The organism is Bradyrhizobium sp. UFLA06-24 (assembly GCF_054967145.1).
This window is the reverse complement of the sequence record NZ_JADFUE010000001.1, coordinates 205,625-230,255: the sequence shown is the minus strand read 5'-3', so window position 1 is coordinate 230,255 and position 24,631 is coordinate 205,625. Positions and strand designations below refer to the sequence as shown.

Genomic DNA, 24,631 nt, shown 5'->3' with positions numbered 1-24,631 from the left:
TTCGCCGACGGCCGCGACTTGTTACGCCGCTGCGAACGATCCCGTTTCATGTCAATGCGCGGTCCAACCGCCATCGACGGGAAGCGCAATGCCGGTGATCGAGGCGGCCGCGTCCGTCGCCAGGAACACCGTGAGCGCGCCAAGCTCCTCGACCGTGGCGAAGCGCTTGTTCGGCTGCTGCGCGAGCAAGACATCGCGGATCACCTGATCGCGGGAAATGCCGTGCGCGGTGGCCTGCCCGTCGATCTGCGCCTCGACCAGCGGCGTGTAGACGTAACCGGGGCAGATCGCGTTACAGGTAATGCCCTCTTCCGCGGTCTCCAGCGCCGTCACCTTGGTCAGGCCGACGATGCCGTGCTTGGCGGCGACATAGGCCGCCTTGAACGGCGAACCGACCAGGCCGTGCGCGGATGCGACATTGACGATGCGGCCAAAGCCGTTCCGGCGCATCGCCGTCAGTGCGAGCCGTGTCGTGTGAAAAGCCGACGACAGGTTGATCGCAAGGATCTGGTCCCATTTCTCGACCGGAAACTGGTCCAGCGGCGCGACATGCTGGATGCCCGCATTGTTGACGAGGATGTCGAGCCGGCCGGACTCGGCGATGGTGGCTGCGATCATCTCGGCGATCGATTTCGGCCTCGTCATGTCGGCCGGCGAATAGCTCGCCTTGACGCCGAATTCGGCAGCGATCTGCTCGCGCGTCCGGCCGATTTCGCTGACGACACCAAGGCCATTGAGCACAATGTCGGCGCCGGCGGCAGCCAGCGCCCGCGCGATGCCGAGGCCGATTCCGCTGGTCGATCCGGTGATCAATGCCACCTTGCCGGCGAGCACGCGTGACGAAGCGGACGCCTGCGTCTTGATCGGGATATTCATGATCCAAACCTCTTCGGGGCAAACAGCCGGCGCGGGTCAGCGCCGTGGTCAGGCCGAAATGTGCCGGATCATCCAATCCTGTGAAAATGCCGGTTGGCTTCCAAGTCCATACGTCCGCGCTATCGCAGCCGGGATGTTATTCCCGGCGCCGATGGGCTAGATTTTCGTCGATCCTGCTGGGGAGCCGAACCATGGAAATGCATCAGGTCCGCTACTTCCTCGCCGTGGCGCAGCTCTTGAACTTCACGCGCGCCGCCGAGGAATGCAACGTGACGCAGCCGTCGCTGACGCGCGCGATCAAGCAGCTCGAGGCCGAGCTCGGCGGCGACCTGTTTCGCCGCGAGCGCCCGGCCGCCCAATTGACCGAGCTCGGCCAGCGCATGCATCCGCTGCTCAAGCAGTGCTATGACGCCGCCGCCGGCGCCCGTTCGCTTGCCTCCTCATTCAAGAGCGGCGAGATCGGTGCGCTGCGTATCGCGCTGACGCATTCGGTCGACCTTGCGTTGCTGATACCGCACCTCAACGAGATCAAACGACAGTTCAACCGGCTCGAATTCCGATTCCTGCGCGGCTTGAGCAGAGATGTCGGCGACTTCCTGAAGAAGGGGGAGGCGGAGCTCGGTATCGCGGCCGAGATCGACGAGGCCTGGGACCGGCTCGATACCTGGCCACTCTTCACCGAAGGCTTCGAGCTCGTCGTCAGCAGCGGACACCGGCTGGCCGGCCGCAGCAACATATCGGTGGAGGATTTGCGCTCCGAACAATTGCTGAGCCGGACCTTCTGCGAGCATTCCGGCCGCATCTCTGCCAGCCTGCGCGAGCATGGCATTGATCACGGCCACGAGATATCGAGCGAGCGCGACCTGATCGAGCTGGTCGAAGCCGACATCGGCGTTGCCATGGTCCCCCACACCTCGCCCGTGCCGGAAACGCTGACCCGCGCCGCGGTCACAGGGCTCGACGCCCGCCGCACCGTGAGCCTCTACGGTGTGGCTGGACGCCAGCGCACGGCGGTGGCCAATGCCGTGATGCGGATGCTGCGCGGCGCGGACTGGCGAGCGGTTGCCGGCTGAATTCGCTTGAGGAGCGTGCAGGTCGCGTCAGCGATCGGCGCTTGCGCTTTCGAGCGCTGCAAGCAGATCGTCGATCTCCATGCGCTTGCGGAAATCCGGATCGACGAAGCGGGCCTTGACGATGCCGTCGCGGCCGACCACGAACACGGCCGGGATCGGCAGCATCCAGCCGTCATTGCCGTGAAATTTCGCCATGTCTTGATAGGACAGCAAGTTCTGGATCTCGGCGCCGAGCCAGATCGCCAGATTCAACGACAGCGCGTAGCCGTTATCGAGATCGGTCAGGATCGGGAATGGCGCAGCGGAATCGACCTTGAGTTGCCGTGTATATTCCTGGGTTTCCGGCACGATGGCGACGATCCGCGCTCCCATGGCCTCGATGCGATCGAGCGCCTGAACCACGGCACGGACGTTGAGCCGGCAATAAGGACACCAGTGCCCACGGAAGAACATCACCGCGACCGGCCCATCCTCCAGGAGGGTCGGCAAGGTGACGAGACGTCCGCTTTCATCCGGCAGCATGAACGGCGGCATCGGATCTCCCGGACGAGGCGCTGTCTCGCCACCGCCGTTCCCACCCAATCGCGCCACCAGGCGATCGACCGCCTCGCCATAGGCCGGGAAGACCTCGCGGCTGGCATCGGCATAGGCGCGGAGCTGTTCGTTGAGCGTGCCATCCATGTCGCGACAGCGCTGGAAGGCGGCCCTGAGCCGCTCGGCATCGGCTGGCGAGAGAGACGTCATCTTCAGCTCCGGCATTCTTGAGACGAATACTAGTTTCCCGTTCCGGCCGCCCGCAAGGGGCGGCCGCGACTCGGGGCCGATCAGTTGACGTAGAAATTGCCTGTCGGATCCAGCCGGCCCGGCGTGTAGTACAGCGAACCGTTGTCCATGAAGAAGACGGTGTTTTCGGGCACCTTCTTGGCGTTCTTCATCATCGCCTCGTGGTTCTTCTCGGCCGGGGCCATCGCCATCGCCGACATCTTGCCGGGCCCACCATAGACATAGGCCATTCCGGCCTTGAAGTCCCAGGCCGCCTCCGAGAAGGCCGACGTGGCGATCACCGCGAAAGCTGCGGTGGCGATCATGGTCTTGGACAATTTCGTCATGGAATGCTCCTCCGGATTGACGTGAACGCCCGCCGATCGGGCGTGGGCCCATCCGACACCGGCTAGGTCGAAAGCGGAAATGCCGATGCCCAATCGGTTCGATAGCCGCCACGCATCAACATAGCGCTCGGCTATCGCATCGAGAGCAAGCCGGCATTTCAGGAGCGACGCAGCTTTCGCGACACTGCTGGCATAGCCGGCAACCAGCGGGGTTGCGGCCAACACAGGAGACCTCCCATGTCCACGAGCCACACATTGTCGCGCCTGATCTGGCCCGGCCTTGCCATCGTCGGCGCACTCTCGGCGCAGCCCGTGTTCGCCGGCGAATGTCCGGCCGACAAGATCAAGCCGAACGCACAGCAGATGGTCGACTACAAGCCGGTGGGCGTCACCGACGTCACGCTTGGCGCGATCGACCTCGGCAAGCAGCCGGCGCATCTCGAAGGCCGCGAGCTGCGTTTCCGCAAGCTCACCATCGCGCCCGGCGGCATCGTGCCCTGGCACAGCCATGACGATCGCCCTGCCCTGATCTTCGTGCAGCAAGGCGAAATCGTCGAATACGCCTCCAACTGCGTCGATCCGATCGTGCACAAGGCGGGCGACCTTCGCCCGGAAGTGTTTGGCACCTCGCATTGGTGGAAGAACCTCGGCAAGGAGACGGTCGTTCTCTATGTCGGCGACGTCCGCAAGGATCCGCACGATCACAACATGTGACGAGCACGCCGGCCCCGCTTGCTCGTGACGTGGCGCCCGGATGCCTTTCCCCCGCAAGCCGGGTGCCTCTCACTCTTAATAGGAGATGTCGGCTCATGACTGATCTGTCCGCACATATGAAGCCCTCTGCGATGGCGATGCATTCGCCCGGGCAGGCGCTTCGCTCGCTCGTGATCGGGCTGACCGCATTCCTGACTGTCGTCGATCTGTTCGCGACGCAGGCGATCCTGCCCTCGCTGACGCGCCATTACGGCGTCACGCCCGCGGCGATGGGCTTCGCCGTCAATGCCAGCACGTTCGGCATGGCGGTCGCCGGGCTTGTCGTGGGTCTCTTCAGCCCACACATCAATCGCCGCACCGGCATTCTGCTTAGCCTGATGCTTCTGGCGATCCCGACCAGCCTGCTCGCGGTCGCGCCTAATCTTGCTGTGTTCACCGCGCTCCGGGTCGTCCAAGGGCTCTGCATGGCCTCTGCCTTCGCATTGACCCTCGCCTATCTCGGCGAGCAATGCAGCGCGATGGACGCGGGCGGCGCGTTTGCCGCTTACATTACCGGGAACGTCGCCAGCAACCTGGTCGGGCGGCTGATCTCGGCCGCGGTCGCCGATCGCTTCGGGCTTGCCTGGAATTTCTACTTCTTTGCGGCCCTCAATCTTGCCGGTGCCGCGCTGGTCTACTTCAACATCAAGCGTGTCCAGCCGATGGCCACGACGAGGCTGATAGAAGCGCCGTTTGCCGCCATGGTCGCGCATTGGCGCGATCCGCGGCTGCGGGCGGCTTTCGGCATCGGCTTCTGCATCCTGTTCGCCTTTATCGGCACCTTCACATTCGTCAACTTCGTGCTAGTCCGGCCGCCGCTGTCGCTCGGCATGATGGACCTGGGGCTGATCTATTTCGTCTTCCTGCCATCAATCGTGACGACGTTGCTGGCCGGACGGGTCGTATCGCGCCTCGGGATACGTCCGACAATCTGGTGCGCGCTCGCCGTTGCTGGCGTCGGCCTGCCGCTCATGCTCACGCCGCATCTCGGCGAGGTGCTCGCCGGCATGGTCCTGGTCGGCGTAGGCACCTTTTTCGCGCAGGCCGCCGCCACCGGTTTCGTCGGACAGGCGGCAGCCGACAATCGTGGCGTTGCCAGCGGCACCTATCTCGCCTGCTATTTCTGCGGCGGGCTCGTCGGCACAGCCGTGCTCGGCCGCTTGTTCGACGGCTTCGGCTGGCATGCGTGCGTTGCCGGGATCGCGCTCGCCCTCGCGGCCGCGGCCCTGCTCACCTTCGCGTTGAAGCGCTAGCGCTTCGCGGGCACTTCCTGCGGCGGCGGGTCGTCGTCGGCAATCGCCCGCCAGGCCGCGCCGTCGAGATCGTCGTACTGGCCGCTGCGGAGCGACCAGAGGAAGGCGGCAAGGCCGGCGCCTCCGAGCAGCAGCGCCAGCGGCACCAGGTAAACCAGGATCTCCATCACACGATCTCCCGCGAGGCGCTGCGGGCACGCAGCGAATTGAGCATCACCACGATCGACGATCCGCTCATGGCGGCCGCCGCGATCAAGGGCGTGACGACGCCGCTGATAGCGATCGGCACGGCAAGCACATTATAGCCGATCGCAAGCCAGAGATTTTGCCGCATCAGATGCAGTGCCTTGCGCGCGGAATCGATCGCAGCGACGACCGGAGCCAGCGGCCGGCCGAGGAAGACGAGATCGGCGGTGGCCTGGCTGAGATGCGCGGCCGAGATCGGTGACATCGAGACATGGGCGGCCGCCAGCGACGGCGCGTCGTTCATGCCGTCGCCGACCATCAGCACCTTTGCACCACGCTGCTTCAATTCCTCGATCCGCGCGATCTTGTCGGCCGGCGTGACGCCGGCGCGCCATTCGGCGACGTCGAGCGCGTGAGCCGCTGCGACCACCGCGGGTTCGCGGTCGCCGGAGAGGATCTCGATGCCGATATTGCGGGCCTTCAGCGCCGCGATCACCGCCTGCGCGTCCGGACGCAGGCCCTGGCGCACGGAGAGGATGAACTTATCCTCTCCCCTGCTGAAGGCCACGATGGACGCTTCGGGATCGAGACGGGTCGCGTCGGCGACCAGCGCCTCGGCGCCGCAGAAGGATGGACGGCCGAGGCGAAGCTCGACGCCGTCGGCCACGGCGCGCACGCCCTGCCCGGCCTCTTCGATCGCATTGAGGATCGGTGACTTTGCACCCGCGGCCTGCGCGACCGCGGCGGCGACCGGGTGATGGCTCGACAGTGCAAGGCGACCGGCGAGATCGAAAACATCGGCCGGGATGTCGGCGGCGTTGGTGACGTCGAGATCCGGCAACGTCAACGTGCCGGTCTTGTCGAAGATGACATGGTCGGCTTCGGCCAGCCGCTCGATGGCATCGCCGGAGTTGAGCAGCACGCCCGCCTTGAACATCGCGCCCGAGGCCACCGTCTGCACGGTCGGAATCGCAAGACCGAGCGCGCAGGGACAGGTGATGATCAAGACGGCAACGCCGGTGACAATAGCGTCATGCCAGCTCGCGCCCGCGATGACCCAGCCCAAAATGGTGATGAGCGCGGTCGCATGCACCACCGGCGCATAGAGCCGCGAAGCGCGGTCGGCGAGCCGCATGTAGCGCGAGCGCGCCTGGAGCGCGTTGTCGAGCAGCCGCGTGATCTCGGCAAGCAGCGTTGCTTCCGAAGCCGCCGAAACCCGTACCCGCAACGTGCCGGAGATGTTCATCGAGCCGGCATAGATGGGCGTGCCCTGCTCGGCCGTCACGTAGAGCGTCTCGCCGGTAATCAGGCTCTGGTCGATCTCGGAACGCCCCTCGATCACGCTTCCGTCGACCGCGCAGCGCTCGCCGGGCCTGAGCAGCACGATATCGCCGGGATGGATCGCGGCGACCGGCACCTGCGAGATTTCGTCGGGTCCAACGAATTTGGCCGCGGTCTCCGCCTTCAGCGCCGCAAGGTTGCCGGCAACAGCGCGGGTCCGCCGCCGCATGTTCTGGTCGAGGAAGCGGCCGACGAGCAGGAAGGTGAGCAGCATGATCGCCGCATCGAAATAGGCGTGCTCCGCATGGTTGATGGTCTCGACCACGGACATGCCGAGCGCAAGGCACACGCCGATCGAAATCGGCACATCCATGTTGGTGGTCTTGTTCGACAGCGCGCGCCAGGCCGAACGGAAGAACGGCTGGCCGGCATAGGCCGCGGCCGGCAGTGCGATCAGCGCCGACAGCCAGTGGAAGAAATCGCGCTGCTCCGGCAGCATGTCCGTGACGTTGCCCGACCACACCGGGATCGACAGCATCATCACGTTCATGGTGGCGAACGCGGCGACGCCGAGGCAGCGCAGCAGGAAGCGGGATTCCGCGACCTCGGTCGCTTCCGCGCTCTGGGTCTCGTAAGGGTAGGCCTTGTAGCCAAGCTCCTCGAGCCGATCGATGAAGCGAGCCGGATCGAGCGTACCCTCCTTCCATTCCAGCGCGACGCGCCGGTCGGTGAGGTTCACCCGCGCCAGCGTGACGTCGGGAATCGCCGACAGACCGCGCTCGATCTTGGCCATGCAGCCGGCGCAATGAACGCCCTCGACCGCCAGGTCGATATGCTGGACGCCTGCGCCCGCGGCGCGGACGTAGTGAGAGAAATCGCGCGTCACCTGCATGGCGTAAACCTCAGTTCAGGATCACGCGGTTGCGCGACAGGAACACGCGCTCGCCCTTGGCATCGCCCTCGATGACGAGATCCCACTGGCCCGGCGCGACGGAGGCGGCATTGCCGCGATAGACGCCGCTGCCCGCCTCGGCGAGCTCGACCGCAAGGTCGGCGCGCTTGTCGGTCGGCCGCTCGAGGCGCCCCTCGAATGTCAATCCGGTCACCGGTCGGTCCGCCGCGTCGCGGGCCTCGACCTGAAGCACGGCATTGCCGTCGGCGCGCCGCTCGATATGCGCACTGACCTTCCATTTGCGCGCCGCCTGATCCTGCGCCGCCGAGATCTCGCGGTCATAGACGAGGCCTGCGGCATAGGGGCTGTCAACCTCGGTGCCGGGCAGCGTCGCGATCGCGAGCTTCATCATGGTGACGTTGACGCCGATCACGACCCCGAAGAAGGCGACCAGCATCAGCAACACCTTGGTTCCGGTCAGCGGTTTGGCGGCCATGGCGATCTCCTGAACTTACGGCGCGACGAAATTGTCGGTGGTGGAGGCGACCACGCCGAGCCCAATATCGGTGACGTGGAAGCGGACCGGGATCGATTTCTCCGGATTGTTGTCGGCCGGCGCGGTGACGAGCAGACGCAGCTCGCTGGTGGAGTCGCGCGGGATCACGATCATCGGCCTGTCCGGCGTCACCGAATCGACGCCGACGACGTGAATCGTGGGATTGACCGGACCGTCCGCATCGATCGCGATGACGCGATCATAGCCGCTCTTGTTCAAGAGCCGCACCGTATAGGCGTTGCGGATCGAGCCGTCGCTGAGCTTGACCGCGAGCGGGTTGCGGTCGTGCAGCACGTTGACGTCGAGCAGGCTGCGGGTCGCGAGCGTATAGATCATGATGCCGCCGACCGCCGCGATGATCGCGCTGTAGACCACGGTGCGGGCGCGGACGAAGCGGTAGATCGGCGCCTTGCCTTCCTGGCGGCGGTGGATGTTGATGTCGTTGTCGTAGCCGATCAACCGCTTCGGCCGGCCGATCTTGCTCATTACGTTGTCGCAGGCGTCGATGCAGAGTCCGCACTGGATGCATTCGAGCTGCGGTCCGTTGCGGATGTCGATGCCGGTCGGGCAGACCGCGACGCATTGGTAGCAGTCGACGCAATCGCCGACCTGCTCGCCGAGCGCGCGCAGCTCCGCGGCCTTCTTGACCGAGGTGCGCTTCTCGCCGCGGTCGTAGCGATAGGTGACGTTGAGCGCCCATTCGTCGGTGAGCGCGGCCTGGATGCGCGGCCAGGGGCACATGTAGGTGCAGACCTGCTCGCGCATATAGCCGGCGAGTAGATAGGTCGTCGCGGTGAGGATGCCGATCCAGGCATACGCGACCATAGGCGCCTGGAAGGTCAGGAGATCCTTCACCAGCGTCGGTGCGTCGCTGAAATAGAGCACCCAGGCGCCGCCCGTCCACCACGCGATCAGGAGCCAGATCGTATGCTTGGCGGCGATCTCCGAGACTCGCTTCAGCGTCAGTGAACCCGCCTGCTTGTCCTTGCGCATGCGCTCGCGGCGGTCACCCTCGACGAAGCGCTCGACGGCGTAGAACAGATCGGTCCAGACCGTCTGCGGGCAGAGATAGCCGCACCAGATGCGGCCGCCGACCGAGTTCATCAGGAACAGCGCCACCGCGGCGACGATCAGAAGGCCGGTGAAGTAATAGACCTCCTGCGGCCACAGCTCGATGAAGAAGAAATAGAAGCGGCTGTTGGGCAGATCGATCAGCACCGCCTGGCTGGGGGCGCCAAGGCCGCGATTCCAGCGCACGAAGGGCAGGAAATAATAGACGCCGAGGCAGAACGCCATCAGGCCCCATTTGATGCGGCGGAAGGTACCGGAGACGCTCTGGGGATAGACCTTCTTGCGGGCGGCGTAGAGCGGCGCGTTGTCGTCAACCGGTGTGAGGTCTTTCGGATTTACGGCTTTGTTCATCGCTCAGCGCTTCCTGGAAGGTGCGATTGAACCTAGCCCCCGCGCCAACGAGGCCATTGATCCAACGCAAACGGGGGCGGATTTCTTCGCCCCCGCTGGAACCTGTTGTCCGCCGATCGACTATTTGCCGCCGCCCAGCGAGTGGACATAGACCGCCATCGCCTTGATGGTGGCGGGGTCGAGACGCCCTTCCCAGGCCGGCATGACACCGGCACGGCCGTTCGTGATGGTCTCGATCAAGACCGCCTCGTCGGAGCCGTAGAGCCAGATCTTGTCGGTCAGGTTGGGAGCGCCGAGCTCCTGGTTGCCCTTGCCGCCATCGCCATGGCAGGCGACGCAATTGTCCGCGAAGATCTTCTCGCCCTTTGCGGCGTCGTAGCCGTTGCGGGTCGGCAGGCCCGACAGCGAGCGCACGTAATTGGCCACCGTGACGATCTCGTCCGGCTTCAGCACGCCGTCCTTGCCGAAGGCCAGCATCTGGCCCTCGTGAGTCTTGGCGTGGCCGGAGCGCGCGCCGAACTGGATGGTCTGCATGATCTGGTCGAGCGTGCCGCCCCACAGCCAGTCGTCGTCGTTCAGGTTCGGGAAGCCCTTGGCGCCGGCCGCGCCGGAGCCGTGGCACGGCGCGCAATTGTCGCCGAACACGGTCTTGCCCTTGGCGCGGGCGAGCGCCAGCAAGGCCGGGTCCTTCTCGATGTCGGCGAGCGAAGCCGTGGCCAGCGCCGCCATCTTGTCACCCCGGATCTTCTCGAGATTGGCAAGCTCGACCGCGACGTCGGCGCGCGACGAGTAGCCGAACAGGCCCGTCGTGTTGCTCGAGATCAGCGGCCAGGCCGGATAGACGACCCAGTAGGCGATCGCCCAGACGATGGTCAGGTAGAAGCAGATCACCCACCAGCGCGGCAGCGGCGTGTTGAGCTCCTTGATGCCGTCCCATTCATGGCCGGTCGTGGCCCTGCCGGTGACGGAATCGATTTCGCTATGATGGTCGGTCATGATCTCTCACTCCTCCCGCAGGGGCAAGCTGGCCGCATCGTCGAACGCAGCCTTGTTGCGGGGCCAAAACGCGTAGGCGATGATCGCGAGAAAGATCGCGACGAAGACCGGCGTCCAGATCGTGGTCACGAGACCGGACGCTAGATTGTCGAGTGTCAGGATGGCTTTCATCGGTGATGCCTTCTCAGCGAAGATTGGCTTTCTCGTTGTAGATCTTGAAGTCGACCAGGGTGCCGAGCATCTGGAGGTACGCGATCAGCGCATCCATCTCGGTCGGCGTGCCGGGTTTGCCGTCGAAATTGCGCACCACGGCCTTGGCGTAGCGCTTGGTGAAGGCATCGGCGCCGGCGTTGTCCGGATCGGCCTGCGCCTTCATGTCGGTGGCCGCATTGGCGATCTGGTCGTCGGTATAGGGCACGCCCACCGTCCGCAGCGTCCGCATGTGGTCGGCGATCGCGTCAGGATCGACTTCGGTCCTGGCGAGGAACGGATAGCCCGGCATCACCGATTGCGGCACGATCGCGCGCGGGTTGGTGAGATGGGTCACGTGCCAGTCGTCGGAATATTTGGCGCCGACGCGGGCGAGATCGGGACCGGTACGCTTCGAGCCCCACTGGAACGGGTGATCGAACATGCTCTCGGCGGCGAGCGAGAAGTGGCCGTAGCGCTCGACCTCGTCGCGCAGCGGGCGGATCATCTGCGAGTGGCAGAGATAGCAGCCTTCGCGGACGTAGATGTTGCGCCCGGCCAGCTCCAGCGGCGTGTAGGGCCTGACGCCGTCGACCTTCTCGATCGTGCTCTTGAGGTAGAACAGCGGGGTGATCTCGACGAGACCTCCGATCGCGACCACGAGCAGGATGCCCACGACCAGGATGATCGAGTTCTTTTCGAAGACTTGGTGGCGTGTCCAGAACGACATTGTTTGCTCCTCACTCCGCCGGCTGAAGAGCGACGGGCATCTGGACTTCCTGCTCGCCGACGCGAACCGTCATCCAGAGATTGTAGGCCATGATCAGCGCGCCGATCAGGAACAGGGCTCCGCCGGCGGCGCGGATGATGTAGAAGGGATGCATCGCCTCGACGGTCTCGATGAAGGAATATTCGAGGAAGCCGAGCGAGGTGTAGGCGCGCCACATCAGACCCTGGAGGATGCCGGACACCCACATCGCCGAGATGTAGAGAACGATGCCGAGGGTGGCGATCCAGAAGTGCCAGTTGACGAGCTTGAGGCTGTAGAGGCCCTTGCGATTCCACACCCACGGCACCAGGCAGTACAGCGCGCCGAAGGAGACGAAGCCGACCCAGCCGAGCGCACCGGAATGCACGTGGCCGATGGTCCAGTCGGTGTAGTGGCTGAGCGAGTTGACCACCTTGATCGACATCATCGGGCCTTCGAAGGTCGACATGCCGTAGAAGGCGACGGAGACGACCAGCATGCGCAGCACGGGATCGGTCCGCAGCTTGTCCCAGGCGCCCGACAGCGTCATCAGGCCGTTGATCATGCCGCCCCACGAGGGCATCCACAGCATGATCGAGAAGGTCATGCCGAGCGTCTGCGTCCAGTCCGGCAGCGCCGTGTAGTGCAGATGGTGCGGGCCGGCCCAGATGTAGAGGAAGATCAGCGCCCAGAAGTGCACGATCGAGAGACGATAGGAGTAGACCGGCCGCTCGGCCCGCTTCGGCACGAAGTAGTACATGATGGCGAGGAAGCCGGCGGTCAGGAAGAAGCCGACCGCGTTATGGCCGTACCACCACTGGAACATGGCATCCTGGATGCCGCCCCAGGCGATGTAGGACTTCGAGCCGAAGATCGACACCGGCAGCGCGGGGTTGTTGCCGAGGTGCAGGACCGCGATCGTCACGATGAAGGCGAGATAGAACCAGTTCGCGACGAAGATGTGCGGTTCCTTGCGCTTGAGGATGGTGCCCAGGAAGACGAGCAGGTAGGTGACCCAGACGATGGTCAGCCAGAGGTCCGAATACCATTCGGGCTCGGCGTATTCCTTGCCCTGCGTGACGCCGAGCAGATAGCCCGTGCCGGCGATGACGATGAAGTAGTTGTAGCCGAGCACGACGAACCAGGGCGCGAGATAGCCGGCAAGGCGCGCGCGGCAGGATTTCTGCACCACGTAGAAGGAGGTGCCGAGCAGCACGTTGCCGCCGAAGGCGAAGATCACCGCGGAGGTGTGCAGCGGCCGGAGCCGGCCGAATTGAATCCAGGGCAGATCGAAGTTCAGCGCGGGCCAGGCCAGCTGCGAGGCGATGATGAGCCCCACCAGGAAGCCTGCGATGCCCCAGAACATCGCCATGAATGCGGTGAACTTGATCGGGCCCAGATTGTAGTTGGGCCGGCCGTTGATCTCCTGCGGCGGCAGCGCCGCCGGGCGATCGTAATAGCGGTTGATGATGAAGAACACCGCGGCCAGGCTCGCGGCGGCGCTGAGCGCAGCATGAAAGGCGAAGGGCGCATCGAGCGCCTTGGCCGAAGCGATCAGGCACAGGAAGGCAGTGACCGCGAATATGAGCGCCAGGCCGCTTTCGCCTGTCGTCATGGATTTCGAGATGGAGGGCTGGGGCATCGCGGATTCTCTCTGAAAGAACACGCTGCCAGAAACCACATTCACCCTCGCGGGGAATTGATTGAAATCAAGATAGATGGATTTCTGTTAATGCGAGGCTGCCGATCGGCGAGCGCAGCGATGTCTTAAGCCTCGGGCCGAGCATTGCGGGCCGCGACCTCCGGAACATCACGGAGGTGGAACCGCAGGATTCAACAGCGTTGCATCAGTCGTTCGCGGTCGCCTTCAGCGCCACGATGACGTCCTGGCGCGCGACGATTCCGACCAGCTTCTGGCTGCTGTCGAGCACGATGATACTCCGGATGCGATGCTCGACCATGATCTGGAGCACGCGCGTCAACCGCGTCTCGGGGCTGACGTAGATGAATTCCGGAGTCATGACGTCGCCGACCTTGCGGCTCATCAGGTCGTGATAGCGCGGCAGCATCTGACTCGGCGTGAACGCAAAGCACTTCAGGATGTCGAACTTGGTGACGATTCCGACGACCTGCCCGTCGTCCTCGACCGGATAGGAGTTGAAATCGTCCTGCTCGAACATCTCGCTGAGCGCGAGCAGATTCTGGTCACGCTGCACCGTGCTGACGTTGCGCGTCATGTAACCTTCGACGGTCTGCTCAAGGAATTTGTACACGGCACGTCCTCATCAATTCTTGTCTGCCGGTCTTCCCGTCAGTGCGACAGCAGCACGCAGCGGGCGGTTTGCGTGACCAGATATTCAGTGACGCCGCCGAGAACGAGTTCGCGGAAGCGGGAATGACCGTAGGCACCGGCGACGATCAGACCGGCGCCGACATCGTCGGCGACCCTCTCCAATTGCACGGCGGCGGTCTCGTTCCCGGCTTCCGGGACGCGCGCGGTCGCGGTGACACCGTGGCGGGCGAGCCAGGCGGCGACGTCGCTGACATGGGTCATCACGGCCGAGCGGTCATCGTCCTTTTCCGGAATCTCGGCGATGACGACGTCCCTGGCCTTGCGCAGCAGCGGCAGCGCATCGGCCACGGCCCGTCGCGCCTCCGGCGTGTCCTTCCAGGCCACCAGCACGCTGCGCGAATCGAGCCAGTTGATCCGGTCGGGGACGACCAAGAGCGGTCGGCCGGTCTGCATCACCAGATCCCTGGGGCTGACCAGCGAAAAGGCGTCGGAGAAAACAGGGCTCTGCCCGCCGCTGACGATGATGTCGGCGCAGCGTGCCTGCGCCAGGACGTAGCGTGCGGGAAAATCCATGGCGCTTCGCCATTCCGCACGCGCGCTGCGCGTCCTGGTCGCGGCACGGAATTGCGCCTCCAGATCGGCGAGGCGCCGTTTGACGGAGCCCTCTTCCTGGTCGATCAGTCGCTGGGCCGCGATGCCGTCAGTGAAATAGAGCGGCGGGGCGAAGCGCGCCGCGGCGATTCCGATGATATCAGCCTCGAATCGCTCGGCAAGCTCGCCCGCGACCTCGAGGCGTGCGTTGTTCGGCTGATCCAGCGCCAAGCTGACCATCACGGTCGCGTATGTCATGTGGATCCTCCAAGGCAATCAATCTAAGCAAATTGTACGCCTGCCCCCGCGCCGGGAGATGAGATAGATCAATCGCCGGCCTGCCGCGCGCGACGCCAGCCGGCGTCAGACGACGGACCTTGCCTCCGGGCCGGGCTTGGGCGACATTGCGGCCAGCGGTAACCGCATCCGGAGCCAACCGCATCAGAAGAGGAGCATCGCTTGTCGCCGACCCGTGTAACGCACCCGCCGGACGACCATCGCGGCGAGCATTTCCGGGTCCGAATCGAGGGATTCGGCGTCGGTACCTGGGATCTCGACCTCTCGACGCGCGAACTGGAATGGTCGGAAACCGCGCGGATCCTGCTCGGTATCGAGCGGGGCCAGCCGGCAAGCTACGACGTCTTCCTGTCGCGGCTCGAGCCTGCGGACCGTGAACGGGTCGAGAGCGCCATCAAACAGGTCACCGAGCATGGCGGCGGATTCGACGTTTCCTTCCGGATTGCAGGAACATCCGACCGGGGCAAATGGATCAGGGCTCGCGCCGGCCTGATCAGGGATGAGGCCGGCCTTGCCCGCCATCTCAGCGGAATCCTCCTCGATATCGACAAGGAGAAGCAGGTCGAGGAAGCGCTGCGCACCCGCGAGACCCACCTCCGGTCCATTCTTCAGACCATTCCCGACGCCATGATCGTCATCGACGGCCGGGGCATCATGCAGCTGTTCAGCACGGCCGCCGAGCGCCTGTTCGGCTGGTCCGAACAGGAGGCGATCGGCAAGAACGTCAGCATCCTGATGCCGGAGCCGGACCGTAGCCGCCACGACAGCTACATTGCGCGCTATCGCACCACCAACGATCCGCACATCATCGGCATCGGCCGCATCGTGACCGGCAAGCGGCGCGACGGGACCACCTTTCCGATGCACCTGTCGATCGGCGAGATGCAGTCTGGCGGCGAGCCCTATTTCACCGGCTTCGTCCGCGATCTTACCGAGCACCAACAGACCCAGGCGCGGCTCCAGGAGCTGCAATCCGAGCTGGTGCACGTTTCGCGGCTGACGGCGATGGGCGAAATGGCCTCGGCGCTGGCCCACGAGCTCAACCAGCCGCTGGCGGCAATCAGCAATTACATGAAAGGGTCGCGGCGCCTCCTCGCCGGCAGCGTCGATCCGAACACGCCGAAGGTCGAAAGCGCGCTTGACCGCGCGGCCGAGCAGGCCTTGCGCGCCGGGCAGATCATCCGGCGGCTGCGCGATTTCGTCTCCCGCGGCGAATCGGAGAAGCGGGTCGAGAGCCTCTCCAAACTGATCGAGGAGGCCGGCGCGCTCGGGCTCGCCGGCGCGCGCGAACAGAACGTGCAGCTTCGCTTCAGCCTCGATCCCGGCGCCGATCTCGTCCTCGCCGACCGGGTGCAGATCCAGCAGGTACTGGTCAATCTCTTCCGCAACGCGCTGGAAGCGATGGCGCAGTCGCCGCGGCGCGAGCTCGTCGTCGCCAACACCCGCATCGCCGACGGCATGATCGAGGTCGAGGTCTCAGACACCGGCGCCGGGTTCCAGAGCGACGTGCTTCCAAACCTCTTTCAGACCTTCTTCACCACCAAGGAAACCGGCATGGGCGTGGGACTGTCCATCAGCCGCTCGATCATCGAGGCTCACGGCGGAAGGATGTGGGCCGAGAACAACGCATCGGGCGGAGCAACCTTTCGCTTCACCTTGCCGGCAACGGACGAGACCTGATTCATGACGACCAAGGGACATATCTACGTCATCGACGACGACGCCGCGATGCGGGATTCGCTTAACTTCCTGCTGGATTCCGCAGGCTTCGGCGTCACGCTGTTCGACGACGCACAGGCCTTCCTCGAGGCCCTGCCGGGCCTTGCCTTCGGCTGCGTCGTCTCCGACGTCCGCATGCCGGGGCTCGACGGCATCGAGCTCCTGAAGCGCATGAAGGCGCAGCAAAGCCCGTTCCCGATCCTGATCATGACCGGTCATGGCGACGTGCCGCTGGCGGTCGAGGCGATGAAGCTCGGGGCGGTCGACTTCCTCGAAAAGCCGTTCGAGGACGATCGTCTCACCGCCATGATCGAGCTGGCGCTCCGACAGGCCGAGCCGGCGGCCAAGAGCGAGGCCGTCGCCCAGGACATCGCCGCCCGGGTCGCGTCCTTGAGTCCCAGAGAACGCCAGGTCATGGAAGGGCTGATCGCCGGCCTCTCCAACAAGCTGATCGCCCGCGAATACGACATCAGCCCCCGGACCATCGAGGTCTACCGGGCTAACGTCATGACCAAGATGCAGGCCAATAGCCTGTCGGAGCTGGTGCGGCTGGCGATGCGCGCCGGCATGCTGAAGGACTGAAGCAATCGGATTGGGCAAATCCAATTGAGGCAGGTCAAAGCCGTTCCCGGGCGCCGTGCTAGCCAATCAGCATGATTGAGATCAGCGCGCCCCCTGAGCAGCTGTCGTCCCCCACCACAAAGCCCACCGTCTTTGTGGTCGACGATGACGCTGCCGTGTTGGGATCCCTTCGATTCCTGCTGGAAACCGACGGCTTCGCCGTGCGGACCTTCAGGAATGGCACGGCGCTGCTCAACGCCAGCGGTGCGCCCGAGGCGGATTGCTTCGTGATCGACTACAAGATGCCCGACATCAACGGCATCGATCTTGCTGGCCGGCTGCGTCTGTCCAACGGCGACACCCCGGTGATCCTGATCACCGGCTATCCCGACGGCAACATCTCGGCCCGGGCGGCGGCAGCAGGCGTCAAGGACGTGATCCTGAAGCCGCTTCTCGACGAAAACCTGATCAAACGCATCCGCCGCGCCATCCAGGACCGATCGCGGTAACCGGAGCCGGCCTCAGAACGCGCTTCTGTACTGCGCGATCTCGCTGCGAGGACCATAAATCCACATCGGCTCGCCGCACTCGCTTGGGCCGTGATCCGTCATGCAGGCGGCGCTCCAGGGCGGAGCCGCGATCTGCCGGCCCTCGATCGGGCTCGAATGCGGGTAGCTGTGGATGGTGTTGATTCGAGGCCGGGCTGTCGCTGACATGTCCGGCAGCAGCGCAAGCAACAGCGCAGCCAGAACAGGCGGAATCGATTTCGACGTCATCGGGCGTCTCCGTTGGAGAGAAGGCTTCCGATGACCAGACCTGCGTTGGAGGGCCGATATTTCCCGGACACCGAAGTGTGAGAACAGCGGTATTTTCAGCCCGCGGGGACCTCCGGGATAGTACGTAGGTAACCCCCCTTAAGATATCTCGCGAAATTTTCGATGCCCCGGATACCGCGTAGGAAAGCGCCATCACAACGGAGATGGCGCAGATGCTGACCCAGACGTTCAACACCCAGGCGATCAACACCCAAATCGGTGGCAAGATTGCCCCCGCCCATCCCGTCTCGGACCAGTTCGGCGCAATCACCGGCCATGTCGGCCTGGTCGCCACCGAGTTCTCCTACCGAAAGGACGAGGAGATCTACGGTGAAGACGAGCCGGCCGAATACGTCTATCAGGTCGTCTCCGGCGCCGTTCGCACCTACAAGCTCCTCTCCGACGGCCGCCGCCAGATCGGCGCCTTCCATCTTGCCGGCGACGTGTTCGGCCTCGAATCCGGCACCAGCCATCGCCTCGCCGCTGAAGCCATCATCGACACGACTGTGCGCCTGGTGAAGCGCGGGAGCCTCGAGAAGGCCGCCGGCACCGACGTGCAGGTCGCCCGCAAGCTCTGGGCCATGACGGCCGGCGAGCTGCGCCACGCCGAAGACCACATGCTGCTGCTTGGCCGCAAGACCGCGATGGAGCGGGTTGCGACCTTCCTGCTCGAAATGGACCGCCGCCTCGCCGTTGCCGGCATGATGGCGCTGCCGATGTGCCGCCGCGACATCGGTGACTATCTCGGCCTCACCCTCGAAACCGTCTCGCGCGCGCTGTCGCAGCTCCATGCCCAAGGCATTCTCGGCTTCTCCGGCGCCCGCCAGATCGTGCTGCGCAACCGCCAGCGCCTGCACAATCTCGACGCCTGATCTTTTCGTCCTCCCTACCAACTTGGCCGGCTGAATTCGTTCAGCCGGCCATTTCTTTTGCGGCGATCAAGCCCGTGCGCCGCGTTTCCGGCATCACGAAGAGGATCAGCAGCAGCCCGGTCGCAGCAATGCCTGCGAGGCCGAAGAAGGCGGTGGCATTGCCGAACTTGTCGCTGACATAGCCGCCGAGCGCGGTGCTCAGGGAGGCGCCGATCCCGGTCGCGGTGCCGACGATGCCCTGCGCCAGGTTGAAGTGCCCGCTGCCGAAGGCGACATCGGCGACGATCAGGGGAATCATCACCGCGAATACGGCCGCAGTGATGCCGTCGAACACCTGCACCATTACCAGCAGATAGGGATCGCGCACGGTCGCAAACAGCACGCCGCGAATCGCCAGCGCGCCGAAGCCGATCAGCAGCAACGGACGGCGGCCCCAGAGTTGCGCCTTGCGTCCGACCGAGGGCGACAGCAGCGCGACAATGGCCTGCGGCACGACGATGCAAAAAGCCACCAGCACCGTCGCCCACTGGCTCGAGCGCGCCGTCACCGCGCTTGCCATCAGGGGCATCATCGAGGCGTTGGCGAGCTGCAACAGCAACACGCTCAACGCAAAAACGATCAGCGGGCGCTGCCGAATCAGGTGCCAGATATTGGTATCGCCAGGAACAGGCGCCTCGCGCGGCATCTCGCCGTGGCAGCGCGCAATGTCGACCTCCTCCTCGCGGATGCGCGACAGCGCGATCAGGGTCGGGATCGCGAGCAGGAAGGTGACCAGGAACACCGAGCGGCTCGAGAGAAGATATCCCGCCGTCCCCATCACCGCAGCGGCGACGCCGTTGCCGAGCGAGGCAAAGCGGGCGTTGCGGCCGAGCCGCTCGCCGATCGCGAGCGGACCGACGAGGCCAAGGCTGATCGCCGCGATCGCCGGCCCCAGGACGCAGCTCGCCGCCGCATGCAGCGTGGCCGCGGTCACCACCACGGCAAAGACCGGCATCGCCGCATAGGCCAGCGCGCAGCAGCCGATGGTCGCGATCGCAAGCGCGGCGACCAGCCGCTCGGATCTCGCGGCATCGATGATGGCGCCGCCCGGCATCTGCCCGATCAGCGCGACGATGCCGCCGATCGACAGCACGAAGCCGATCTCGACTTGCGTCCATTTCTGCGTGGTCAAATAAACGGCGATGAACGGACCGAAGCCGGTCTGCACGTCGGCGAGGAAGAAGATGAACCAGTCGAGACCGCGCAGGCTGCGGCGCGACGGCGCCGGAACGCCCGCAAGCATGGGCGCGGCGACGTTGTCCTGTTCAACGCGTCCCTCGCGCTTCTCATGATCAGGCTTCCTCGACAAGAGCACAGGCGGTCAGCCCTCCCGCATCTCACTGGATGGCTTGCAGCGGTTGAAGACTGCCGGACGCCCCCAGCACGACCATCGGCGTGTCTTCCTTGTATTCCGGCGCGGCCGCGACCTGCGCCTTGGTCAATTCCAGCGTGATGCTGTCCTTCTTGTTGGCGATCTTGCCGAAACGCAGCGCATTCCAGTCCACCACGATCTTGCGGCTGCCGACCCCGAGGAAACCGCCGAAATCGATCACGGCGGCGCGGACATGACCCTCGCGATCGACGATGACGTCGACGATGCGGCCCATGTCCTCGTCGGCAGCACTACGCACATCGCGTCCGAGCACACCGTGGGCGTCGCTGGCGCCGATGATCGTCACCGAGGGCGGCGGCGCGGCGTCCTTCGGCGTCACGGGAACGACCGATGCCGGCGGGTGAACCGTCGGAGGCGCGTTCGCCTCGGTCGTCGCCGCGGGCTGTTCCTCAGCGGCCCGCGATACGGCCACCGTCGCACCCGCGACGATCGCCACACTCAGGATCAACCATCTGCCGGTACGCATGACCCCTCCTTGCCGGCCGCTAATGCGCCAGCACGATCGACACCTGGATACGGCCGCGCGTGCGCAGAACCTCCAGCGCCACATCGTGGCCGTGGCGGCTGACGCGCAAATCGACGCTGGATTCGCCGAGGCACAGATCGCGCAGGATGACCTCGTTCAGGAACGCCGGCAGATGCGGATTGCGCAGGCGAATCTCGCAACGCGGGACGTCGAACTCGATGCCGAGCGCCGCTTCCAGCAGCGTGAACGGCGTCGCGCTGGCCCAGGCCTGCGGCGCGCAGGCGACCGGATAAAGCGTCGGACCGCGCCGCTTCTCGCGGCGGAAGCCGCAGAACAATTCCGGCAGCCGGCGCAGATCCATATAGGTTGCGGCATCGAACAGGCCCTTGAACACGTGCGCGACCGAGTGCTTCAGCCCGTAATGCGCGAGCCCGAGCGCGATGAGCGCGTTGTCGTGCGGCCAGATCGATCCGTCGTGATACGACATCGGATTGTAGCGCACCTCGCCGCGCGCGACGGTGCGGATGCCCCAGCCCGAGAAGAAGTGCGGGCGCATCAGATCGGCGGCAACGAGGCGGGCGCGGTCCTGGCGGATCATGCCGCTGAACAGCACCTGCCCGGCATTCGAGGTGCGGACCTCACACCGGCGCTTGTTGCCGTCGAGCGCGAGCGCGTAGGTACCGAGCTCTTCGCACCAGAACGCCTGTTCGAAGCGTTCGGCCAGCGCCTTGGCTTCCGCCTCGAGCTTGCCGGCGAGATCGGGCTTGCCGAGCTTCAATGCACATCGCGCGGCGAGCTGCTTGGCGGCGTAGACATAACCCTGGACTTCCGCAAGCGCGATATTGCCTTCCGCAAGCTTGCCGTCGGCGTGAAAGATCGCGTCGTAGGAATCCTTCCAACCCTGGTTGGCGAGGCCCTTTTCGGTGGCGCGCTGGTATTCGACGAAACCGTCCTGGTCGGGGTCGCCGGGACCGTCGATCCAGGCAAGCCCCGCCTCGATCGCCGGCCACAGTTCGATCAGCGTCTGCTCGTCACCGGTGCGCTCGAAATAGCGACCGGCAAGCAGGACGAACACGGCGGTCGAATCCACGCTGCCGTAATATTGCGAGAACGGCACCTCGCGCAGCGCCGCCATCTCGCCGCCGCGCATCTCGTGCAGGATCTTTCCTGGCGCGGCATCGGCGAGCGGATCGACCGCCTTGGCCTGGAAATGCGCGAGCCGCCGCAGCACGCCCTTGGCGACCCGCGGATCGACCCACAACATCTGAAGCGCGGTGATCAACCCGTCGCGGCCGAACGTCGTCGAGTACCAGGGAATGCCGGCATAAGGATAGCGCCCCTGCGGCGTTTCCGTCATCAGCATGTTGAGGTCCGCCATGGCCTGGCACAGCACCTCGTTGAAGATGTTGTTGGAGGTCTCGATGCTCGCCGCCCCGTTGGTGGACTGCCGCATCTCGCGGCGATGGGCGAGCAATCCCCTGAAGAAGCGCGCCGGCTTTTCGCCGACCGGCCGGTTGCAGGAGACGGCGACGAACAGCGATTTGGCCTCGTGCGGATCCAGCTCGAGCTGCCAGGTCGCGGCATTGACCGAGAGCCGCGTCGGACGCGGATCGAAATGCAGGCCGGTGGTGCGCTCGGTGTCGTCGAGGCCGCGATATTCGAACAGCACGTCGGTCGGTCCGAGCAGCTTGCTGGTGCCGGTCCCGCGGCGAGGCCGTCGCTCACCGCGCACTTCGAACAGATCGGCAAAATCATTGTCGAACAGCAGCGTCAGCTCGAAGCTTGCGCGCTGCTCGCCGTGGTTCTGCAGCCCGATGCGCTGATACGCCGTGCCGCGCCACAGGAAGATCGTACGCACGATGTGCAGCAGGTCCTTCTGCAGGACGAGACGGTCCTCGCGATAGATGTCGGGATTGGTGAGATCGACCGTCAATCCCGAATTGTCGTCGCGCAGGTTGGACCCGAGCAACAACGGCTGCAGATCGTCGAGCACGAGCTCCAGCCGCGCCAGATAGCGCGTGTCATGGTTGAACAGACCGTCGGGCCCGCCGGCCGAGGCGCCGATGTCGCCATGGCTGTCGAGAACGATGAAGGTGTCGTCGTGCTTGAGCGACCGCCGCGGCCGCGCGGCGGGGCCCGTCATCGGAATGTAGAAGGCCTGCTCCGCGACGGACTCCACCGTCTGCGATACCGAAATGATCTTGGTGACGGCTTCGGCTGCCATGAGCTGCTCCCCTGCGTCTTGATTTCGAACGCGACCAACGCAAACGCGACAGTTTGTGTTACGCGGCGAACTTCGCGAGCCGGCTCATTTCCTGGGTCACCAGCTCACGGTACGGACCGTGGCCCTGCATCAGGCGGTCGGGCGCGCCGTCCTCGATGATCTTGCCGTTCTTCAGCACGACCACGCGATCGAAATTGCGCAGCGTCGCCAGCCGATGCGCGATCGCGATCACGGTGCGGCCGCGCATCAGGCGGCTCAGCGCCTCGCGGATCGCCTCCTCGGATTCGCTGTCGAGCGCGGCGGTGGCCTCGTCGAGCAGCAGGATCGGCGCATCCTTCAGGAAGGCGCGTGCGATCGCGATACGCTGGCGCTGGCCGCCGGACATTTTCACGCCGCGGTCGCCGACCATGGTGTCGAGACCTTCGGGCAGGCTGTCGATGAAATCGCAGCGCGCCGCGATCGCGGCGCGGAGCACCTCGTCGTCGGTCGCGTTGGGCCGGCCGTAGCGGATGTTCTCGCGGATGGAGCGGTGGAACAGGGAAATGTCCTGCGGCACCACGGAGATCGCCTCGCGCAGGCTCAGCTGGGTCACCATGGAGATGTCCTGACCATCGATGGTGATGCTGCCCTCGTCCACGTCGTAGAAGCGCTGCAGCAGCGTGAACAGGGTCGACTTGCCGCCGCCGGATTGGCCGACCAGACCAACGCGCTGGCCCGGCTGCAGGCGCAGGCTGAAGCGCTCGAAGATCTTCTCCCCGCCGGGGTAGCCGAAGGTGACGTTATTGAACGCGATCGCGGCGCCGCTCTTGACCAGCGGCTCGGCCTCGGGGTGATCGCGCAGCTCGTGCGGCACCAGGAGCGTGGCGATCGCCTCGGTCAGACGCGCCACGTGCTGGGTGACGTCGACCAGCGCCACCGCGAGATCGCGCGTCGCGTTGAGGATGGAAAGGCCCAGCGTGCAGACCAGCACGACATCGCCGGTGGTGGCCTCGCCCTGCTGCCACAGCGTGATCGCCCAGGCCATCAGTGCCACCGTCAGGACGACGGTCACGGCGGCATGAGTGAGCCGCAGCTTCTCGAGATAGCGCAGGCTGCGCCCGCGGGCCGTGAGTTCCCGGTTCACGGTCGCATCGAACCGCTCATGCTCGTGGCCGATGCCGCAGAAGGCGCGGACCAGCGGCATGTTGCTGATGACGTCGATCATTTCGCCGTCCACGACCGCCGCCTTGTCGGCGAAATCGTCATGCAGCGGCTTGCCGGCCGCCGCCAGACGGAACATCGCGATCACCATCCCGCCGGCGACCACGATCAGGCCTGCCGCCATGTACGGGCTGACGGTTCCGATCAGCATGATCGCCGCAATTGTGGCGATACACGGCGGCAACACGTTCCAGACGAACATGTTCTCGACGGTGAACACCGCGTTCGATGTCGCCGTGATGCGGCTGGTCAGCATGCCCGGCATCCGGTCCGAGAAGTAGCTCGGCGCGTGTCCGGTCAGATGACGAAATATGTCACGACGTAAATCGCCCGTGACACGAACGAAGGTGAAGCTCGCGGTCCAGCTCGCGATCCGCCACAGAAAATTGTCGGCGGCGATCAGCGACATGAGCAGAATGAATGCCAGCCATACGCTGCCGCCATGCGAAGTTCCTGCAGACAAACTGTCGACAAGAGATTTGACGCCGTACTGCGTGCCTACGGAGCAGGCAACCGCGGCGACGACAGCGCCCAGGATCACCAGATGCGACGCCAGCCGATGCCGCAGATAGCGCAACACAAAGGCAAATGGTCTGCGCGCGTATCTCGAAAGATGATCCATGTGACTACCGACCCCGTCGTGATGACTTCAGTTTTCTCTTAAGCCGACTGAACATCGACCGCTTCGCCTCGGTTCCCGGGCAAGTTCATCACGACATGCGGATGCGGACGATGTGAGAAGAGGTGATGGCAGCTGCACTGTGTCGAAGAAGTAACGTTCGGGATAAGGAACTTCGCAACTGCGGGAACGTTCCCTTGTCGGCATG

Annotated in this window: 25 protein-coding genes; 7 read left to right on the top strand and 18 right to left on the bottom strand. The window is 64.9% G+C overall.

Annotated elements, in window-relative coordinates; genetic code table 11:
* Positions 1-51 precede the first annotated feature (51 nt).
* Entirely contained in the window at positions 52-876 is an 825-nt protein-coding gene (locus IF809_RS01035; protein ID WP_462836597.1) for a 3-hydroxybutyrate dehydrogenase, read from the bottom strand.
* A gap of 191 nt (positions 877-1,067) precedes the next feature.
* On the opposite strand from IF809_RS01035, the gene IF809_RS01030 reads away from it, so the two are divergent.
* Positions 1,068-1,949 (top strand): LysR family transcriptional regulator, encoded by an 882-nt coding sequence (locus tag IF809_RS01030; protein ID WP_462836596.1) that lies wholly within the window; start codon positions 1,068-1,070, stop codon positions 1,947-1,949.
* A 27-nt stretch (positions 1,950-1,976) separates the two neighbouring features.
* On the opposite strand, the gene IF809_RS01025 is transcribed toward IF809_RS01030, so the two are convergent.
* Together IF809_RS01025 and IF809_RS01020 are read right to left on the bottom strand one after the other, a co-directional pair.
* Positions 1,977-2,693: a peroxiredoxin-like family protein gene (locus IF809_RS01025; protein ID WP_128967569.1), complete on the bottom strand. Its 717-nt coding sequence runs from the start codon at positions 2,691-2,693 to the stop codon at positions 1,977-1,979.
* Between the two features lie 80 nt (positions 2,694-2,773).
* Positions 2,774-3,058 carry a hypothetical protein gene (locus tag IF809_RS01020; protein WP_164939051.1) on the bottom strand — a complete coding sequence of 95 codons (285 nt, stop codon included), beginning with the start codon at positions 3,056-3,058 and terminating at the stop codon, positions 2,774-2,776.
* A gap of 237 nt (positions 3,059-3,295) precedes the next feature.
* On the opposite strand from IF809_RS01020, the gene IF809_RS01015 reads away from it, so the two are divergent.
* Together IF809_RS01015 and IF809_RS01010 are read left to right on the top strand one after the other, a co-directional pair.
* On the top strand, positions 3,296-3,772 hold the full coding sequence (locus IF809_RS01015; protein ID WP_128967571.1) for a cupin domain-containing protein: 477 nt from the start codon (positions 3,296-3,298) through the stop codon (positions 3,770-3,772).
* 95 nt (positions 3,773-3,867) lie between these two features.
* Positions 3,868-5,064, top strand: a complete 1,197-nt coding sequence (locus IF809_RS01010) for an MFS transporter (RefSeq protein ID WP_453992229.1) — start codon at positions 3,868-3,870, stop codon at positions 5,062-5,064.
* Here the strand turns inward: IF809_RS01010 and ccoS are convergent.
* From ccoS to IF809_RS00960, 10 genes are all read right to left on the bottom strand, one after another.
* A complete protein-coding gene (gene ccoS / locus IF809_RS01005; RefSeq protein ID WP_128967573.1) occupies positions 5,061-5,231 on the bottom strand; it encodes a cbb3-type cytochrome oxidase assembly protein CcoS in 171 nt (56 codons plus the stop codon). The two genes, IF809_RS01010 and ccoS, sit on opposite strands and share 4 nt — an antisense overlap.
* The gene (locus IF809_RS01000) at positions 5,231-7,423 is read right to left on the bottom strand and encodes a cation-translocating P-type ATPase (protein WP_128967574.1); all 2,193 of its coding nucleotides are present in this window, start codon (positions 7,421-7,423) and stop codon (positions 5,231-5,233) included. Before IF809_RS01000 ends, ccoS begins: the two co-directional genes overlap by 1 nt.
* A 10-nt stretch (positions 7,424-7,433) precedes the next feature.
* Complete coding sequence (locus tag IF809_RS00995; protein ID WP_128967575.1) at positions 7,434-7,919, bottom strand: FixH family protein; 486 nt, start codon at positions 7,917-7,919, stop codon at positions 7,434-7,436.
* A gap of 15 nt (positions 7,920-7,934) precedes the next feature.
* Positions 7,935-9,401 (bottom strand): cytochrome c oxidase accessory protein CcoG, encoded by a 1,467-nt coding sequence (ccoG, locus tag IF809_RS00990; RefSeq protein ID WP_462836595.1) that lies wholly within the window; start codon positions 9,399-9,401, stop codon positions 7,935-7,937.
* 120 nt (positions 9,402-9,521) lie between these two features.
* Entirely contained in the window at positions 9,522-10,397 is an 876-nt protein-coding gene (gene ccoP / locus IF809_RS00985; protein ID WP_128967577.1) for a cytochrome-c oxidase, cbb3-type subunit III, read from the bottom strand.
* 6 nt (positions 10,398-10,403) lie between these two features.
* Complete coding sequence (locus IF809_RS00980) at positions 10,404-10,568, bottom strand: cbb3-type cytochrome oxidase subunit 3 (protein ID WP_092295718.1); 165 nt, start codon at positions 10,566-10,568, stop codon at positions 10,404-10,406.
* A gap of 13 nt (positions 10,569-10,581) precedes the next feature.
* The gene (gene ccoO / locus IF809_RS00975; RefSeq protein ID WP_462836594.1) at positions 10,582-11,316 is read right to left on the bottom strand and encodes a cytochrome-c oxidase, cbb3-type subunit II; all 735 of its coding nucleotides are present in this window, start codon (positions 11,314-11,316) and stop codon (positions 10,582-10,584) included.
* A 10-nt stretch (positions 11,317-11,326) separates the two neighbouring features.
* Positions 11,327-12,976, bottom strand: coding sequence for a cytochrome-c oxidase, cbb3-type subunit I (gene ccoN / locus IF809_RS00970; RefSeq protein ID WP_128967579.1), 1,650 nt, complete (start codon positions 12,974-12,976; stop codon positions 11,327-11,329).
* Between the two features lie 205 nt (positions 12,977-13,181).
* Positions 13,182-13,607 carry a CBS domain-containing protein gene (locus IF809_RS00965; protein WP_128967580.1) on the bottom strand — a complete coding sequence of 142 codons (426 nt, stop codon included), beginning with the start codon at positions 13,605-13,607 and terminating at the stop codon, positions 13,182-13,184.
* A 38-nt stretch (positions 13,608-13,645) separates the two neighbouring features.
* Complete coding sequence (locus IF809_RS00960; RefSeq protein ID WP_462836593.1) at positions 13,646-14,476, bottom strand: universal stress protein; 831 nt, start codon at positions 14,474-14,476, stop codon at positions 13,646-13,648.
* Between the two features lie 201 nt (positions 14,477-14,677).
* On the opposite strand from IF809_RS00960, the gene fixL reads away from it, so the two are divergent.
* The 3 genes from fixL to IF809_RS00945 all read left to right on the top strand — a co-directional run bounded on the left by fixL (position 14,678) and on the right by IF809_RS00945 (position 17,304).
* Positions 14,678-16,195 carry a sensor protein FixL gene (gene fixL, locus IF809_RS00955; protein WP_462836592.1) on the top strand — a complete coding sequence of 506 codons (1,518 nt, stop codon included), beginning with the start codon at positions 14,678-14,680 and terminating at the stop codon, positions 16,193-16,195.
* 3 nt (positions 16,196-16,198) lie between these two features.
* The gene (fixJ, locus tag IF809_RS00950) at positions 16,199-16,816 is read left to right on the top strand and encodes a response regulator FixJ (RefSeq protein WP_128967583.1); all 618 of its coding nucleotides are present in this window, start codon (positions 16,199-16,201) and stop codon (positions 16,814-16,816) included.
* Positions 16,817-16,887: 71 nt separating this feature from the next.
* Entirely contained in the window at positions 16,888-17,304 is a 417-nt protein-coding gene (locus tag IF809_RS00945) for a response regulator (RefSeq protein ID WP_462836591.1), read from the top strand.
* 12 nt (positions 17,305-17,316) lie between these two features.
* Here IF809_RS00945 and IF809_RS00940 read toward each other — a convergent pair whose 3' ends face one another.
* Complete coding sequence (locus IF809_RS00940; protein ID WP_128967585.1) at positions 17,317-17,571, bottom strand: hypothetical protein; 255 nt, start codon at positions 17,569-17,571, stop codon at positions 17,317-17,319.
* Between the two features lie 212 nt (positions 17,572-17,783).
* Between IF809_RS00940 and IF809_RS00935 the strand changes: the two genes are divergently transcribed.
* Entirely contained in the window at positions 17,784-18,482 is a 699-nt protein-coding gene (locus tag IF809_RS00935) for a helix-turn-helix domain-containing protein (protein ID WP_164938813.1), read from the top strand.
* A 40-nt stretch (positions 18,483-18,522) separates the two neighbouring features.
* Here the strand turns inward: IF809_RS00935 and IF809_RS00930 are convergent, their stop codons facing one another.
* Genes IF809_RS00930 through IF809_RS00915 form a run of 4 tightly spaced genes read right to left on the bottom strand, consistent with a single transcriptional unit; the run spans position 18,523 to position 24,426 of the window.
* Positions 18,523-19,836, bottom strand: coding sequence for an MFS transporter (locus tag IF809_RS00930; RefSeq protein WP_462836590.1), 1,314 nt, complete (start codon positions 19,834-19,836; stop codon positions 18,523-18,525).
* A gap of 22 nt (positions 19,837-19,858) precedes the next feature.
* On the bottom strand, positions 19,859-20,380 hold the full coding sequence (locus tag IF809_RS00925) for a PRC-barrel domain-containing protein (protein ID WP_462836589.1): 522 nt from the start codon (positions 20,378-20,380) through the stop codon (positions 19,859-19,861).
* 19 nt (positions 20,381-20,399) lie between these two features.
* On the bottom strand, positions 20,400-22,604 hold the full coding sequence (locus IF809_RS00920; protein ID WP_462836588.1) for an amylo-alpha-1,6-glucosidase: 2,205 nt from the start codon (positions 22,602-22,604) through the stop codon (positions 20,400-20,402).
* 58 nt (positions 22,605-22,662) lie between these two features.
* Positions 22,663-24,426, bottom strand: a complete 1,764-nt coding sequence (locus tag IF809_RS00915; RefSeq protein ID WP_462836587.1) for an ABC transporter ATP-binding protein — start codon at positions 24,424-24,426, stop codon at positions 22,663-22,665.
* Positions 24,427-24,631 lie beyond the last annotated feature (205 nt).

Bases quoted from the DNA above. Each gene is read 5' to 3' on its own strand.
- IF809_RS01035 (WP_462836597.1), bottom strand. From the start codon at position 876: ATGAATATCCCGATCAAGACGCAGGCGTCCGCTTCGTCACGCGTGCTC.
- IF809_RS01030 (WP_462836596.1), top strand. From the start codon at position 1,068: ATGGAAATGCATCAGGTCCGCTACTTCCTCGCCGTGGCGCAGCTCTTG.
- IF809_RS01025 (WP_128967569.1), bottom strand. From the start codon at position 2,693: ATGACGTCTCTCTCGCCAGCCGATGCCGAGCGGCTCAGGGCCGCCTTC.
- IF809_RS01020 (WP_164939051.1), bottom strand. From the start codon at position 3,058: ATGACGAAATTGTCCAAGACCATGATCGCCACCGCAGCTTTCGCGGTG.
- IF809_RS01015 (WP_128967571.1), top strand. From the start codon at position 3,296: ATGTCCACGAGCCACACATTGTCGCGCCTGATCTGGCCCGGCCTTGCC.
- IF809_RS01010 (WP_453992229.1), top strand. From the start codon at position 3,868: ATGACTGATCTGTCCGCACATATGAAGCCCTCTGCGATGGCGATGCAT.
- ccoS (WP_128967573.1), bottom strand. From the start codon at position 5,231: ATGGAGATCCTGGTTTACCTGGTGCCGCTGGCGCTGCTGCTCGGAGGC.
- IF809_RS01000 (WP_128967574.1), bottom strand. From the start codon at position 7,423: ATGCAGGTGACGCGCGATTTCTCTCACTACGTCCGCGCCGCGGGCGCA.
- IF809_RS00995 (WP_128967575.1), bottom strand. From the start codon at position 7,919: ATGGCCGCCAAACCGCTGACCGGAACCAAGGTGTTGCTGATGCTGGTC.
- ccoG (WP_462836595.1), bottom strand. From the start codon at position 9,401: ATGAACAAAGCCGTAAATCCGAAAGACCTCACACCGGTTGACGACAAC.
- ccoP (WP_128967577.1), bottom strand. From the start codon at position 10,397: ATGACCGACCATCATAGCGAAATCGATTCCGTCACCGGCAGGGCCACG.
- IF809_RS00980 (WP_092295718.1), bottom strand. From the start codon at position 10,568: ATGAAAGCCATCCTGACACTCGACAATCTAGCGTCCGGTCTCGTGACC.
- ccoO (WP_462836594.1), bottom strand. From the start codon at position 11,316: ATGTCGTTCTGGACACGCCACCAAGTCTTCGAAAAGAACTCGATCATC.
- ccoN (WP_128967579.1), bottom strand. From the start codon at position 12,976: ATGCCCCAGCCCTCCATCTCGAAATCCATGACGACAGGCGAAAGCGGC.
- IF809_RS00960 (WP_462836593.1), bottom strand. From the start codon at position 14,476: ATGACATACGCGACCGTGATGGTCAGCTTGGCGCTGGATCAGCCGAAC.
- fixJ (WP_128967583.1), top strand. From the start codon at position 16,199: ATGACGACCAAGGGACATATCTACGTCATCGACGACGACGCCGCGATG.
- IF809_RS00945 (WP_462836591.1), top strand. From the start codon at position 16,888: ATGATTGAGATCAGCGCGCCCCCTGAGCAGCTGTCGTCCCCCACCACA.
- IF809_RS00940 (WP_128967585.1), bottom strand. From the start codon at position 17,571: ATGACGTCGAAATCGATTCCGCCTGTTCTGGCTGCGCTGTTGCTTGCG.
- IF809_RS00935 (WP_164938813.1), top strand. From the start codon at position 17,784: ATGCTGACCCAGACGTTCAACACCCAGGCGATCAACACCCAAATCGGT.
- IF809_RS00925 (WP_462836589.1), bottom strand. From the start codon at position 20,380: ATGCGTACCGGCAGATGGTTGATCCTGAGTGTGGCGATCGTCGCGGGT.
- IF809_RS00920 (WP_462836588.1), bottom strand. From the start codon at position 22,604: ATGGCAGCCGAAGCCGTCACCAAGATCATTTCGGTATCGCAGACGGTG.
- IF809_RS00915 (WP_462836587.1), bottom strand. From the start codon at position 24,426: ATGGATCATCTTTCGAGATACGCGCGCAGACCATTTGCCTTTGTGTTG.